The organism is Streptomyces sp. bgisy159, assembly GCF_057707805.1.
Map to the genome: position 1 here is coordinate 1 of NZ_JBYIQX010000032.1, position 14,676 is coordinate 14,676.

Here is a 14,676-nt window from a genome sequence, read left to right on the forward strand (position 1 = left end):
CACGCCCTGTCGCAGCGAACTGGCCCATGGGCCCTGTCTGCCCACCGTGCTACCACCGCATCCGCAGCCGTCCGAAACCGTGCGCACAGTGCGGCACTCGCCGCCCCCTCATTGGCACCGCTCATCGCGCTGGCGGGGCCGGAATCTGCGGGCCCTGCGCCGGTGCAGGCCCCATCCCGCCCTGCACCGCCTGCGGAAACGAGGAAGGTGCCTACGCCGACGGCCAATGCCTGCGCTGCGTGGTGCGTCACCGCGTTCGCGACCGCATCACCCGATCGGACGGCACCCAGCATCCCCAACTCATGCCGCTAGTGGACGCCTTGAGCGACACCACGGAACCGGCCGGCACCCTGCATTGGCTCTCCGACAGCCCCGCCGCCCGACTGCTGATCCACCTGGCCACCGCCCAGCAGTCGATCAGCCACGACCTCCTGGACGAACTCCCACCCAGCCACGCAGAGCGCTACCTGCGCCACCTACTGATCGCCACCGGCATCTTGCCGCCCCGCAACGACGACCTCGAACGCATCCCCGCCTGGCTCGACGGCCTGCTCACCGACCGACCCGCGCACCACGGCCGCCTCGTCCGCCCGTTCACCACGTGGGTACTGCTGCGACGAGCCCGCCGCCAGGCCGCCGACCGTCTCAACACCACATCCACGGCTCAGCGCATCCGCCGTCGCGTCCGCCAGACGTTGTGCCTGCTGGACTGGCTCGACGCACACCGTCTCGAACTCGCCACGCTGGACCAGGACCGACTCGACACCTGGCTCAGCACCAACCGCTCACACTACGAGACCAAGCAGTTCCTCGACTGGGCTGCCCAACGCGGTCTCACCGACCCACACATCATCGCCACCCCGCCCACCGCAGCCGCCGGCCCGGTCCTGACCGAAGAAGACCGCTGGCGACAGCTCCGACGCTGCCTCACCGACGCCGCGCTACCCCTCGAAGTCCGCGTCGCCGGATCCCTCGTCCTCCTCTATGGCATCCCTGGCGAACACCTGCGCTACCTGACCACCGACGAGATATATGGCTCAGCACCAGACAAGACGTTCCTCCACGTCGGCCCCGGCAGGTTGTGGGTGCCGCCCCGCCTGGCCGAACTTCTCCATCAACTTGCCCAGGCGCCTCGCCGACGCTCGAGCCTCACCCGCCATCTGGCCGACCAGCCCTTGTGGTTGTTCCCCGGAGTGCTGCCTGGGCATCCCCTCAGCCGCAAGGCATTCAACGATCAACTCGTACGCCAGGGCATCCAGACCAGATCCGCTCGGACAGCGGCCCTGATCGCCCTCGCTGCCGAACTGCCGGCACCCGTTCTTGCTGACCTACTCGGTGTCCACATCCAAACCGCACTCAAGTGGACCCACCATGCTCAGCGTGGTTGGAGTGTCTACCTCATGGCCCGTATTGCGGGCTCTGACCAGGTCAGATGACCTCCTTGGGCCCCACCTCAAGTGGCCCAAGGAAGCGTGATGAGGGGTGGCGGTTGCCGCAAATTCTGGGTTGATCTACTGCTGTCCCCTGCAACCGATAGGCACATCTGTTGGCGGGCTGGGGGTCCCGACCTTCCCGGTGCCGAGGTCTGGGGTGTACACGGAGGTGTTCTGGCCGGCAGCGCCGAATGACCTGAAGGGCCCGACTACCTTGTGCAGAGTTTTACCGTGGTAGCTGTAATCGACCTGCAGGGACCATTCGTAGTTGCCATGACAGGCGGATACGTCGACGCGGATGATCGCCGGGTCCGTAGAGCTGACGGTGAATCCAGAACCGAGCGGGTTCGTTCGCACTGGTGGCTCACTTGGATCGGTCTCTCCGCCACCGACGACGCCGCGGTCGACAAGTTTGGGTGTGTCCAGATCCAGGTCGAAAACTCGGTCCTTGACGTCGCCGCAGCCGCCCTGCGTCAGAGCCACCCATTCGGGCGGGCCGATCTTCTTGGGGACACGCGTGGTTAGGTGGAGCTCGTCGACGGTGACGGACTCCGTGCCCTCAGCGCTCAGGTCCAGATACAGAAAGCCGCTGCCCCACGTGCCACCTTTGTTGCCCGGCGTGGTTACTTCGGAACGGAAGTTCTGCTGAGAGGGATCGAACTTGTCCAGAGGTTTGCCGCCAGCTGGCATTGCGACGGAGGTGGACCCATCGCAGACCTTGGCGGTAGGCCACTTGTGGGTCACCAGCAGCGGCCCTCCGGGCGTCGGAGCCGTCGGTGACTGTGCTTTCCGTGAGGGCGCGTCGACTGCGTTTCCTGCACCGCAGACGGAGCCCCCCGAACACTCATTGCTGGAGCATCCCACCAGCAGTGCACCAGCACACACCGTCAAGGCGGCACCCAGGCCGATCGGGAGCTTCATCTGTTCGACTCCTGGCTGGCGGTCCGATCGGTGGTCGGATCAGGCGGGTTGCCAAAGTTGGTGTCGTTGCCGTGACCGCAGACAGCTTGGTTGCTGCACTCATTTCGATCGCCGCCGATGGTATCCGTGGCGAACAGCGCGACCAGCGTGCCAACTATCGCAACGATCGCGGCTATGGCCGCGCGCCACACTTGTGTGCGTTGCAGCCCGGACATGGGCATGCCGACCTCCCCCTCGGTCGCTGCGGGCGCAGACCGCGAGCCTGTCGCCTCAGTATGCTCAACTTCCCCCATGCAGGCGGCTGTTTCACGTGTTTTCCGGGACCGTTCTGTACCTTCCGTGCGCAAGGGGTGCCGTCAACTGTTGGGATCTGCCTGCTGTTGGCGTGATCGAGAACAGCAACTCCAGCATCACTGACGGGAGATCATCCTCTGGCGAGGGCTGGCGCGCCAACGTCATCGTGCGGCGGGGGGTGCGCGACCGTACCGGGCTGGGTGATGCGACCCTACGCCGGATGGGGCTCAGTTCATTTGCGCCGAGGTCTCGTTTACCTTTCTTTGGACTGCTGACGGGCTCAGCCAATCGAACGTTGAGGGAATACTCCCCATCCTGAAAAAGTCCACTGCACCAGTAGAGGCGAGGCTCCGCGCGGAGCTGACCCCAGGGCTTGGGCGAGTTCCGGGGGCGGGCGGTTGGTCGGGCCGTGACCGGTTGGGGTGCATAGCAGAGCAGGCACGGGCTTCGTGATCATTGGGGTGTCGAAGCTCAACGATCATGAGGTGGCCCGTGCCTGCCGCTGCATCTTCTCTCATCCCGCCGGTGCTGGTGAAGCTGGGTCCGCTGGATGCCAGTCAAGTCGCTGACCTGCGGCCCTTTCTGGAGCGGGTGCCCGACCCGCGGGCGAGGCGGGGCCGCTGGTACTCGCTGACCGCGATCCTCCTCGTCTGTGCCTGCGCGGCCGTCTCCGGAATGAGGAGTGTGGATGAGATCGCCGAGTGGGCGGCACGGGCCTCGGACACCGTGCTGACGGCCCTCGGAGTCCGCCGGCATCCGCTCAGGTGGCGCCGTGCCCCCTCGCGGACCACGATCGGCCGCGTGCTCGCGGCCGTCGACGGTGACGCCTTGGACCAAGCAGTCGGCGCCTACCTCACCGCCCGGAGCACCGCGGGAACAGTCTCGGGGAAACGACAGGTGATCGCCGTGGACGGCAAGTCACTGCGAGGATCGGCCCGCCTGAACGCCGGCCGCAGACACCTGCTCTCCGCCGTCACTCACCACCGGGCCCTGACCCTCGCCCAGGCGGAGGTCGGAACCAAGACGAACGAGACCGCGCACTTCCGGCCCCTGCTCGAACCGCTGGACCTGACCGGCACCGTCGTCACCTTCGACGCCCTGCACTCGGTCAAGGCGAACGTCACCTGGCTGGTCGAGACGAAGAACGCCCACTACATCGCCATGATCAAGCGGAATCAGCCGACCGCCCACCGGCAGCTCGCCGCCCTGCCCTGGCCTGACATTGCCGTCCAGCACACCGCTTCCTCTGCCGGACACGGCCGCCGGGAGTCCCGCTCGATCAAGACCTGCGGCATCGCCGACGAACTCGGCGGGATCGCCTTCCCCCACGGCCGCCTCGCCCTCCGCGTCCACCGACGCCGCAAACAGGGGTCTTCAAAGTTGAGCGGTGCGGAGGTGTCCGCGGGCTCGGCGGGTGGTGACGCAGCGTGTCCGTAGCCGTTGGTTGTCGGCATTGCGAAGGCCGAACGCGTTGCGGGCGACGAGCTTGATCACGCGGTTGATGCCTTCGCTCTTGGCGTTGCTGTGCCCGGTGTCGATGAATGCGGCGATCTCGGCCCACCAGCGGTCGACGGTGATGGCGAGCTGGCGCACCTCGGGGATGTCGGAGTCCGCGCACCATGTGAGGAACTTCCAGCGGGCGTGCCCGACTTGGTGGCGGTCGGCGCCGGTTCTCGCCAAGGCGAGGAGGTTGTGCAGGTTCTCCTTGGCGATCCATGCCGTCAGCAGGGTCTGGCCGATCGTCCCCTCGCCCAGCAGCGTGTTCCACATCGTGGCGAACTGCTCGTCGGTGAGGTCCTCGCGGTTGCGCAGCAGGCGCCGCCTGGCTTTCCATTCCGGGTCACTGGCGCGTCCGCGTCGGCCGCGCATCTCGGCGGTGGTGCGGCGCCTGACCATGGACAGCATCTTGTTGGCGAGCTGGACGACGTGGAAGTGGTCGACCACGACGGTGGCGTGCGGGAGACCGGTGCGGACGGCGGCGCGGTAGGTGGCCGACATGTCGATGGCCACGTACTCGATGCTCCTTCTCCAGGCCAGCGGGGTGGTGGCGAGCCAGGCCAGCACATCGGCGACGGTGCGGACCTCGACCTGTCCGAGCAGGCCGCCGGTGCCGAGCGCGTCGACGAACCCCGTATGCCACCGGTCGCGCGTCAGCATCCACTTGCCCGTGGCGGGGTCCTGTTCCCAGCGCGGCCGTCCGCGCCGGGTCTCGTCGATGCCCAGCACCGTCACCTCGGGCAGCGGGGCGTCGGTGACCTCGTGTGCGACGGCGCGGAAGGCGTCCATCACTGTCGGCCAGGACAGACGCAGATCCCGGGCGGCCTGGATGACGGTGGAGGCGGCGTCGCGTATTCGCCGCCCGGCAGCACCGCGCAGTCGCATGGTGATCCGTGCGCCGGCCGGTAGCTGCGGGATCTGCTCGGTGAAGGACCGGCGCGGGCAGGCGGCCTCCCGGCACCACCAGCGGCGCTTGTGCCAGCGGAACTCCAGTCCGCTCTCGCCGTACGGCAGATCGCGGGGCCGGGTCACCGCCGAGCCCTTCACCCTGGTGGCGAACACTCCGCAGGCCGGGCACGCCCGGGCCCTGTCATCGGCCGTGGCCAGGTGGACCCGGCGTATCCCGTCCGCCAGCCGCTCGACCCGGACGACGGACACCCCGTCGAGGTCGAGCAGCAACGTCGTATCGTTGAGCAAGCCCGTGGCTCCTGCATGATCGTTCTGCGTAGAGAACAGAAATGATCACGCAGGGCCACGGGCACCTTGCGTCCAGGGCCAAGCAGCCCGACCCAACACGGAGCGTGACGCCGTGTCAGCAAGCCGAACCAGCGCACCGCTCAACTTCGAAGACCCGCAAACAGACCGGCGAGCGCGAGAGCCGCGAGACCATCTACGCCGTCACCAGCCTCGACGCCCACCAGACCACCCCGGCCGAACTCGCCGCCGCCGTCCGCGGCCACTGGGCCGTCGAGGCCCTGCACCATGTGAGAGTTGTGACCTACGCCGAGGACGCCTCCACCCTCCACACCAGCACCGCACCCCGCGCCATGGCCACCTTCCGCAACCTCGCCATCGGCCTGCTCAAAACCCTCGGAGCCGTCAACATCGCCAAGACCACCCGCGCAATCCGCGACCAGCCCGAACGAGCCCTCCCGCTCCTGGGCATCACCAACAACCCGGACACCCAGGGAACTTGATCAAGCCCTGGTGACGCAGGGCAGACGACGAGCACGCGACGAGCGCGGTGGCGGAGAAGCATCTCCTGGATGACCAGGCCGGCCTCGATCGTCTTGCCGAGGCCGACGTCATCGGCGACGAGGAGGTTCACTCGCGGCATGGACAGCGCCTTGGCGACCGGGGCGAGCTGGTGTGGATAGACGGTGATTCCGGACCGGAACGGAGCCTGCAGAGTTTCTGTATCAGCACTTGCCACGCTGCCCCACCGAGCAGCATCGAGGAAGGCTCCCAGCCGCTGCGGATCATCCCAGCGCCCATCCTGAACCTCGGGCAGCTCTTCCGACGAAACCAGCTGACGGCCTGGCTCCATCTCCCAGACGACGGTCAGGCTGTCGCCGACGTCGTCGCCAGAGACGTTCGTCAGTGTTACGAGCGTCCGCCCTGGAAGGCGGGCAGCCGCGAGTTCGTCGACTGGCTGACGGCTTTCGTCCACGCGCGCGACGACCCAGTGCTCTCCGCGTACCTTTACCAGCTGGCCTGGTGCAACCACCGCATCGTTCATGATGGACCAATCTTGCCTGATCTGTTCCTTCACCGGAGCAGATCGAGGCGGTTGCTCCACAGGAAGGCCGGGACGGGTGCTGCCTTCCATGGGGAGCAGATGCCTGTTCGGCGGCTTTGTGGAAGGGGTATAAGCCGGGATCAGCCCGGGGGAGAGGAGTCCCCCCGCAGTGATCGGCGTGGTGCAAGCAGCTCTAGGGGAGCGCAAGGGGAGCGCGGATGCCTTTGGACGGTGCAAGACGGGACGCGAACAGCGGGACCGCGACATGTGCTCTGATCTGGGAAAACGGGATCTGACGCGACCGCGCGGCACGGTCTGGCACGATCCCTAGCGGGCTCGTAATGCGTAGGTAGCGGGTTCGAATCCCGCAAGCGGCTCACTCGGAAACCCCAGATCGGATCCCTTCTCCTGGGGTTTCTTCTGGCGCTACGCAGGGACCCTGGCGCGACCGCGGCGCGAGCCAGGGCATACAGCGGCCACGTGTGAGGTGAGTGTGCGCAGGAGTGCCACGGTGTGTGCTTTCCGCTGTTGCCGGTGTTGTGAGTCCTCGACAACCAGCTGACGCAGGGGCCGAGCTGGTCAGAGCCCCTAAAAATGCCCTTCGCTCCTATCTGCGGGCCGTCATGCTGGAGGACATGCACCCTCGCGACGAAGAGATATGGCGGGCGATCGATCGGGGCGACCGGGAGATCGACTGGGAGGCGTGGTTCGGCCACCCGGAGGGGGCCGACTATCTCTCCGCCGCCGGACACGAGGTCACTGTCCGGGCGGTGGCCGGCCTGACGTCGTTCTTCGACAGCCGCTGGCTGCCGAAGGCCGTGACCCCCTCGCCCGCGGCTAGCCGGGCCAGAGACACTTTCGTCGGACTGGGCCGTTCCTCCCCAGTGCTTCAGTTCTTCAACGGCGCCGACAAGGGGGCGTGGGTTGAGGCGGTCCGGTGGTGGGCTGCGTACGCCTACTTGGAGAATGCTAAGGTACCCGGCTTCGCCTCCGTTCGCCGGGACGCCCGCCGTGACGTCACTCTGTCCCGATTCCTGCACACCCAGACACAGGCCCGCCTTGCGCTCATGGGCGCGGCCCGCGGACTCCCGGTTGAGCTGGAGCCAGCGAAGGCCAGCGGGGGCCCCGGCGACATCCGGATTGGACCGCTCTTCATCGAGGTCGTCACCTTCGCAGAGGATCAGAGGCTCCAGGACTACGAGAGGTTCCGCGAGAGTTGCCGGATCCACCTCTTCACCCTGGATAGGGGGCGCGAGATCTACTGGGAAGGTGATCTCCCCGAACTCCTGAACGGCAACGAATTCGAGGCGTGGAAGAAGCGCACCGAAGAAGCCGCCGACGAGTGCATGGCCTCGGGGGCCGCAGGTGACGTCGTGACCAGTTCCGGGCGACGGCTGACCGTCCGCCCTGGGAAGGCTCCTCTCGGCACCAGCCTGGCCGGGGACGCGGTGGAAAGCGACCAGGGCAAGCGACTCCTGGGCAAGGTGCGGGGTAAGGGTGCCAAGACGGAGGGAGCCGGCACCGCGTGGATCTGGGTAGAGGACCACAGCGGCCTCTTCCACTTCCCTACGCCCTTCGCCGACATGACGCTCGCTGCGAAGACCGACGCGCTCGCGGACCTGCTTGGTCCCGTTCTGAAGGAGTACACCCACGTCGCTGGAATCGTCGTCTCGAACGCAGCCCACCGGCGCCTGCCCCTCCCGCCGGACGAGGACGCGCCCCGTCGAGCCGGACAGGGCTTCCAGCGCGGACTGCCCCTTGACAGGGTCCGCGAGACCATCGTGATCCCCCGGAGGATCCTCTTGCCCGAGCAGACGAGCCTGATCGCCCGCATGTGCGATGCCGAGGCAGCCTCGCTCAACTGGGCTCTGGCGAAGCTCGGCGTCCCCGGGGGTGTGTCATCCCTGTTGTCAGCTCCTCCGGACCTTCGTCCGGCCCCCCTCTGGACACCGTGAGGCCGCCTTCCGGCGTGGGGAACCTCAGGAAGACCGACAAGGGGAGGGCTGCAGGCCCCGCCAACAGTTTGATCCAGACGGGCCGCTCACCTTGGGCCGCTCCAGTAGCCGGGCCTGGGAGGCATTGCGCATCTCCAGGCCCGGCAAACCAGCCCGTTCCTACTCGTGCATGCGGGGGCGCCACTCTGTCGCTGCGGGCGCCGCCACGGGGCAGCAACGCCAGCAGCCAGATCGTTCGCCAGCAAGGCCCGTAGCGGCAAAGGGCTCGAGACGGGACAGCGTGACGCTGGATGAATGTCTACTCGCCTATAACGCCGGGACGGCTGCACCGACGTCCGGCCGAGCCGCACGGATCCGCGGCAGCCAACGCATACAGGTGCGGATCGAACATGGCCCGATACTTCCTGGGCGGCAACTGCATCGACACGAACCGCACTTGCGGGGCCCCGACGGGGCGTGGAACGCCACCGTCACCGCCGCCGCTCCTCGCACGTTGCGAGGCCACTGCGACGACAACTCTCCGTAAAGGCTGACGGTTACTCAGACAGCTCTGACGTGTCGTCACCCATTCAAGATCATCTTGCACGTGCGTTGCACAAGGTGCTGAAAAACAACAGTGATCAATGGAGGGTTGTGAAGGTGAGTATCCGCAGGTCAGCTGGCACGTTCAGGTGTCGTGCCCCTTGCCTCCAAGGGGCACGACATCGCGCCGGTCAGATGTCCCGGAACGTCTCGATCTGCGCCCCCACCGAGTTCAAACGCTCCGCGAGGTCCTCGTACCCCCGGTTGATGACGTAGACGTTGCGCAGCACCGACGTGCCCTCCGCCGCCATCATCGCCAGCAGGACGACCACGGCCGGACGCAGGGCCGGCGGGCACATCATCTCGGCGGCGCGCCAGCGGGTGGGGCCTTCCACGAGGACGCGGTGCGGGTCCAGGAGCTGGAGGCGGCCGCCGAGGCGGTTGAGGTCGGTCAGGTAGATCGCGCGGTTGTCGTAGACCCAGTCGTGGATGAGGGTCTTGCCCTGGGCGACGGCCGCGATGGCCGCGAAGAAGGGCACGTTGTCGATGTTGAGGCCGGGGAACGGCATCGGGTGGATCTTGTCGATGGGCGCCTCCAGCTTGGAGGGCCGGACGGTGAGGTCCGCGAGGCGCGTACGGCCGTTGTCCGCGACGTACTCCGCCGAGCGGTCGTGGTCGAGCCCCATCTCCTCCAGGACCGCCAGCTCGATCTCCAGGAACTCGATGGGCACCCGGCGCACCGTCAGCTCCGACTCGGTGACGACCGCGGCGGCCAGCAGGCTCATCGCCTCGACCGGGTCCTCGGAGGGGGAGTAGTCCACGTCGACGTCGATGTGCGGCACCCCGTGCACGGTGAGGGTCGTGGTGCCGATGCCCTCCACGCGTACGCCCAGCGCCTCCAGGAAGAAGCACAGGTCCTGGACCATGTAGTTGGACGAGGCGTTGCGGATGACGGTGACGCCGTCGTGCCGGGCGGCGGCCAGCAGCGCGTTCTCGGTGACGGTGTCGCCGCGCTCGGTCAGCACGATCGGCCGGACCGGGCGGACGGCGCGGTCGACGACGGCGTGGTACTGCCCCTCGGTCGCCGCGACGTCCAGGCCGAAGCGGCGCAGCGCGATCATGTGCGGCTCGATGGTCCGGGTTCCGAGGTCGCAGCCGCCCGCGTACGGCAGCTTGAAGCGGTCCATGCGGTGCAGCAGCGGACCGAGGAACATGATGATCGAGCGGGTGCGCACGGCGGCCTCCGCGTCGATGGCGTCCATGTCCAGCGCGGCCGGCGGGACGAGTTCCAGGTCGACGCCGTCGTTGATCCACCGGGTGCGTACGCCGATGGACTGGAGCACCTCCAGCAGGCGGTAGACCTCCTCGATCCGGGCCACCCGGCGCAGCACCGTACGGCCCTTGTTGAGCAGGGAGGCGCACAGCAGGGCCACACACGCGTTCTTGCTGGTCTTGACGTCGATCGCGCCGGACAGCCGGCGGCCGCCCACCACGCGCAGGTGCATCGGCCCGGCATAGCCCAGCGAGACGATCTCGCTGTCCAGCGCCTCTCCGATGCGGGCGATCATCTCAAGGCTGATGTTCTGGTTGCCGCGCTCGATGCGGTTCACGGCGCTCTGGCTGGTACCGAGGGCCTCGGCGAGCTGCGTCTGTGTCCAGCCTCGGTGCTGCCGGGCGTCACGGATGAGCTTACCGATGCGTACGAGGTAATCGTCTGCCATGAGGTTGAGGTTATCTCAGATATGAGATGGGGCTCGCCGGGAGGTCCATTCGGGTGACGGGCGGTCAGTCCGTGCTGGTCAGGGGTGGTTGGCCGCATGTGCGACGTTCGCTGATATCGCCCTAAGTCCGTAATGCTCTGATTCGTCACCAGGTGGCCCGGCTGTGAGGTCGTTCGACCGGGGTATCCCCTGTCTTCTCAGTGGAACCTCGGCCCGGGGGCATCACTCTGACCCCCCGAAAGGGGGCATGTATGAGGATTCGGATGCGTCATCGCCTCTCGGTGGTCGCCGCGCTCGCCGGGTGCTGCTGTGTGCTGGTCTCCTGTGGCACGCAGCGCGCGGGCGACGCGGCGACCGCCGCGCCGACGGCGGGCCCATGTCTGACGGACACCACGAGCGACGACCAGGGTGAGCTGCCGGACACGACGAGCGACGACCAGGGCGAGTTGCCCGACGAGACCAGTGATGACCAGGGCGAGTTGCCGGACACGACGAGTGATGACCAGGGCGAGTTGCCGGACACGACGAGTGATGACCAGGGCGAGTTGCCGGACACGACGAGTGATGACCAGGGCGAGTTGCCGGACACGACGAGCGACGACCAGGGCGAGTTGCCCGACGAGACCACGGACGACTCGGACGACTTCACCGACGAAACCACCGACGACGCCGGCGGGGTGCCGACCTCCGGCCCGAACTGCTGGTATCCGATGCTCCGGGAGTTCCGCGCGTACCTGACGGCGGACGCCCCGAACGCGGACGCCGCCCTCGCCGCCCACGTCACGGGCGTGCGGGTCCGCGTGCCCGCCGGTGGTGCCCGTACCGAGTCCGTGGTGCGGGTCGACTTCGGGGCGGGGGAGGAGGGGCTGGCGGACCGCACCGCCGCCGCGTTCGCCCGCTGGCGGGGTTCCGTGTACGGAGACCGCGGTCATGTGGAGGTGCTCGGTCCTGCGAAGACCACGGCCGGACTCGACTGGTGACCGTGCCGTCCCATGGGCGGCGAGGCGTGGCTCCGGGTCGGCCGGGCCCGGGGGGTGGCTGTCGCCACCTCCCGCCCGGCGGCCCTCCGGTGCTCCTCCGGCCCTGTCGGTTCGAATGAAAGGCGACCCACGACGGGCCCGGAGCATGACCAGCGCGCCCCCATGTACTAGAGTTATCTCGACATCGAGATATCTGCCGAAGGCGCACCGCGGTCGCCACTCCGGTAAGGGTTGCCTAACTTAGCTTTACCTTAGCGGACGGGCCAAGCTCGCGTGGCGGCAGGATGCGGTGGTACGCGCACATCAATGAAGGAGACTGTCGTGTCGGCGAACAGCTTCGACGCCCGCAGCACGCTGCAGGTGGGCGACGAGTCGTACGAGATCTTCCGGCTGGACAAGGTGGAGGGCTCGGCCCGCCTGCCGTACAGCCTCAAGGTCCTGCTGGAGAACCTGCTCCGCACCGAGGACGGCGCCAACATCACCGCCGACCACATCCGTGCCCTGGGCGGCTGGGACTCCCAGGCCCAGCCGTCGCAGGAGATCCAGTTCACGCCGGCCCGCGTGATCATGCAGGACTTCACCGGCGTGCCCTGTGTCGTGGACCTCGCCACCATGCGTGAGGCCGTCAAGGAGCTCGGCGGCGACCCGGCGAAGATCAACCCGCTGGCCCCGGCCGAGCTGGTCATCGACCACTCCGTCATCGCCGACAAGTTCGGCACCGCGGACGCCTTCGGCCAGAACGTCGAGCTGGAGTACGGCCGCAACAAGGAGCGCTACCAGTTCCTGCGCTGGGGTCAGACCGCCTTCGACGAGTTCAAGGTCGTCCCGCCCGGCACCGGCATCGTCCACCAGGTGAACATCGAGCACCTGGCCCGCACGGTCATGGTCCGCGGCGGCCAGGCGTACCCCGACACCCTCGTCGGCACCGACTCCCACACCACCATGGTCAACGGCCTCGGTGTGCTCGGCTGGGGCGTCGGCGGCATCGAGGCCGAGGCTGCGATGCTCGGCCAGCCGGTCTCCATGCTGATCCCGCGCGTCGTCGGCTTCAAGCTCACCGGTGAGCTGCCGCCCGGCACCACCGCCACCGACCTGGTGCTCACCATCACCGAGATGCTGCGCAAGCACGGTGTCGTCGGCAAGTTCGTCGAGTTCTACGGCGAGGGCGTGGCCGCCACCTCCCTCGCCAACCGCGCCACCATCGGCAACATGTCGCCGGAGTTCGGTTCCACCGCCGCGATCTTCCCGATCGACGGCGAGACCCTGAACTACCTGAAGCTCACCGGCCGTTCCGATCAGCAGGTCGCGCTCGTCGAGGCGTACGCCAAGGAGCAGGGCCTCTGGCTGGACCCGAAGGCCGAGCCGGACTTCTCCGAGAAGCTGGAGCTCGACCTGTCGACGGTCGTGCCCTCCATCGCCGGCCCCAAGCGCCCGCAGGACCGCATCGTCCTCGCGAACGCCGCCGAACAGTTCAAGCTGGACGTGCGCAACTACGTCGACGCCGTGGACGAGGCCGGCCAGGAGTCCTTCCCGGCCTCCGACGCCCCGGCCGTCGCCCCGAACGGCGCCCCGTCCAACCCGGTCACCGTGACCGCCCCCGACGGCTCGACGTACGAGATCGACCACGGCGCGGTCACCGTCGCGGCCATCACCTCCTGCACCAACACCTCCAACCCGTACGTCATGGTCGCCGCCGCGCTCGTCGCGAAGAAGGCCGTGGAGAAGGGCCTGACCCGCAAGCCCTGGGTCAAGACCACCCTCGCCCCGGGTTCCAAGGTCGTCACCGACTACTTCGACAAGGCGGGCCTCACCCCCTACCTCGACAAGGTCGGCTTCAACCTGGTCGGTTACGGCTGTACCACCTGCATCGGCAACTCCGGCCCGCTGCCGGAGGAGGTCTCCAAGGCCGTCAACGACCACGACCTCGCGGTCACCTCGGTCCTCTCCGGCAACCGGAACTTCGAGGGCCGGATCAACCCCGACGTCAAGATGAACTACCTGGCGTCCCCGCCGCTGGTCGTCGCGTACGCCCTCGCGGGCTCCATGAAGGTGGACGTCACCAAGGACGCCCTGGGTACCGACCAGGACGGCAACCCGGTCTTCCTGAAGGACATCTGGCCCTCCGAGGCCGAGGTCAACGACGTCGTCGCGGGCGCCATCGGCGAGGACATGTTCTCCAAGTCCTACAGCGACGTCTTCGCCGGCGACGCCCAGTGGCAGGCGCTGCCCATCCCGACCGGCAACACCTTCGAGTGGGACCCGGAGTCGACGTACGTCCGCAAGCCCCCGTACTTCGAGGGCATGGGCATGGACCCGGAGCCGGTCTCCGACATCTCCGGCGCCCGCGTCCTGGCCAAGCTGGGCGACTCGGTCACCACCGACCACATCTCGCCCGCCGGCGCCATCAAGGCCGACACCCCGGCCGGCAAGTACCTCACCGAGCACGGTGTGGAGCGTCGTGACTTCAACTCCTACGGCTCCCGCCGGGGCAACCACGAGGTCATGATCCGCGGTACGTTCGCCAACATCCGCCTGCGCAACCAGATCGCGCCGGGCACCGAGGGCGGCTACACCCGCGACTTCACCCAGGACGGCGGTCCGGTGTCGTTCATCTACGACGCCTCCCGCAACTACATCGAGCGGGGCATCCCGCTGGTCGTCCTGGCCGGCAAGGAGTACGGCTCCGGCTCGTCCCGCGACTGGGCGGCCAAGGGCACCGCGCTGCTCGGCGTGAAGGCCGTCATCGCCGAGTCCTACGAGCGCATCCACCGCTCCAACCTGATCGGCATGGGCGTGCTGCCCCTCCAGTTCCCGGAGGGCGCCTCCGCCCAGTCCCTCGGCCTGACCGGCGAGGAGACCTTCTCCGTCACCGGGGTCGAGGAGCTGAACAACGGCAGCACCCCGCGCACGGTGAAGGTCACCACCGACACCGGCGTCGAGTTCGACGCGGTCGTCCGCATCGACACCCCCGGCGAGGCCGACTACTACCGCAACGGCGGCATCATGCAGTACGTGCTGCGCAGCCTGATCCGCAAGTAAGCGGCGCAGCAGGGTAGTCGACGGCCGTATCCCCGCGCTCGGGGATACGGCCGTCGTCGTTCACCGGTTCGCGCC

At 67.8% G+C, this 14,676-nt stretch carries 10 protein-coding genes; 6 read left to right on the forward strand and 4 right to left on the reverse strand.

Annotated features, from left to right (window positions below; translation table 11 throughout):
• Positions 1-320: 320 nt before the first annotated feature.
• Positions 321-1,436, forward strand: a complete 1,116-nt coding sequence (locus tag AC3ET3_RS25920) for a hypothetical protein (RefSeq protein ID WP_432159085.1) — start codon at positions 321-323, stop codon at positions 1,434-1,436.
• A gap of 75 nt (positions 1,437-1,511) precedes the next feature.
• Here AC3ET3_RS25920 and AC3ET3_RS25925 read toward each other — a convergent pair whose 3' ends face one another.
• Both AC3ET3_RS25925 and AC3ET3_RS25930 read right to left on the reverse strand, forming a co-directional pair.
• Complete coding sequence (locus AC3ET3_RS25925) at positions 1,512-2,354, reverse strand: hypothetical protein (RefSeq protein WP_432159084.1); 843 nt, start codon at positions 2,352-2,354, stop codon at positions 1,512-1,514.
• On the reverse strand, positions 2,351-2,575 hold the full coding sequence (locus AC3ET3_RS25930) for a hypothetical protein (protein ID WP_432159083.1): 225 nt from the start codon (positions 2,573-2,575) through the stop codon (positions 2,351-2,353). Before AC3ET3_RS25930 ends, AC3ET3_RS25925 begins: the two co-directional genes overlap by 4 nt.
• Positions 2,576-3,140: 565 nt before the next feature.
• Here AC3ET3_RS25930 and AC3ET3_RS25935 point away from each other — a divergent pair.
• Entirely contained in the window at positions 3,141-4,085 is a 945-nt protein-coding gene (locus tag AC3ET3_RS25935; protein WP_432159082.1) for an ISAs1 family transposase, read from the forward strand.
• On the opposite strand, the gene AC3ET3_RS25940 is transcribed toward AC3ET3_RS25935, so the two are convergent.
• On the reverse strand, positions 4,023-5,342 hold the full coding sequence (locus AC3ET3_RS25940) for an ISL3 family transposase (protein WP_435612982.1): 1,320 nt from the start codon (positions 5,340-5,342) through the stop codon (positions 4,023-4,025). The genes AC3ET3_RS25935 and AC3ET3_RS25940 overlap by 63 nt on opposite strands.
• Before the next feature lie 104 nt (positions 5,343-5,446).
• On the opposite strand from AC3ET3_RS25940, the gene AC3ET3_RS25945 reads away from it, so the two are divergent.
• Both AC3ET3_RS25945 and AC3ET3_RS25950 read left to right on the forward strand, forming a co-directional pair.
• A complete protein-coding gene (locus AC3ET3_RS25945; RefSeq protein WP_432159080.1) occupies positions 5,447-5,842 on the forward strand; it encodes a hypothetical protein in 396 nt (131 codons plus the stop codon).
• A 1,165-nt stretch (positions 5,843-7,007) separates the two neighbouring features.
• Complete coding sequence (locus AC3ET3_RS25950) at positions 7,008-8,339, forward strand: hypothetical protein (protein WP_432135923.1); 1,332 nt, start codon at positions 7,008-7,010, stop codon at positions 8,337-8,339.
• A gap of 713 nt (positions 8,340-9,052) precedes the next feature.
• Here AC3ET3_RS25950 and AC3ET3_RS25955 read toward each other — a convergent pair.
• Positions 9,053-10,582, reverse strand: coding sequence for a helix-turn-helix domain-containing protein (locus AC3ET3_RS25955; protein ID WP_432135922.1), 1,530 nt, complete (start codon positions 10,580-10,582; stop codon positions 9,053-9,055).
• A gap of 263 nt (positions 10,583-10,845) precedes the next feature.
• On the opposite strand from AC3ET3_RS25955, the gene AC3ET3_RS25960 reads away from it, so the two are divergent.
• The gene (locus AC3ET3_RS25960) at positions 10,846-11,562 is read left to right on the forward strand and encodes a hypothetical protein (protein ID WP_432135921.1); all 717 of its coding nucleotides are present in this window, start codon (positions 10,846-10,848) and stop codon (positions 11,560-11,562) included.
• A gap of 321 nt (positions 11,563-11,883) precedes the next feature.
• On the forward strand, positions 11,884-14,601 hold the full coding sequence (acnA, locus tag AC3ET3_RS25965) for an aconitate hydratase AcnA (RefSeq protein ID WP_432135920.1): 2,718 nt from the start codon (positions 11,884-11,886) through the stop codon (positions 14,599-14,601).
• The last annotated feature ends 75 nt before the right edge of the window (positions 14,602-14,676 follow it).

Excerpts from the sequence above, each read along its gene's own strand:
- AC3ET3_RS25925 (WP_432159084.1), bottom strand. The coding sequence starts at position 2,354 with ATGAAGCTCCCGATCGGCCTGGGTGCCGCCTTGACGGTGTGTGCTGGT.
- AC3ET3_RS25930 (WP_432159083.1), bottom strand. The coding sequence starts at position 2,575 with ATGCCCATGTCCGGGCTGCAACGCACACAAGTGTGGCGCGCGGCCATA.
- AC3ET3_RS25950 (WP_432135923.1), top strand. The coding sequence starts at position 7,008 with ATGCTGGAGGACATGCACCCTCGCGACGAAGAGATATGGCGGGCGATC.
- AC3ET3_RS25955 (WP_432135922.1), bottom strand. The coding sequence starts at position 10,582 with ATGGCAGACGATTACCTCGTACGCATCGGTAAGCTCATCCGTGACGCC.
- AC3ET3_RS25960 (WP_432135921.1), top strand. The coding sequence starts at position 10,846 with ATGCGTCATCGCCTCTCGGTGGTCGCCGCGCTCGCCGGGTGCTGCTGT.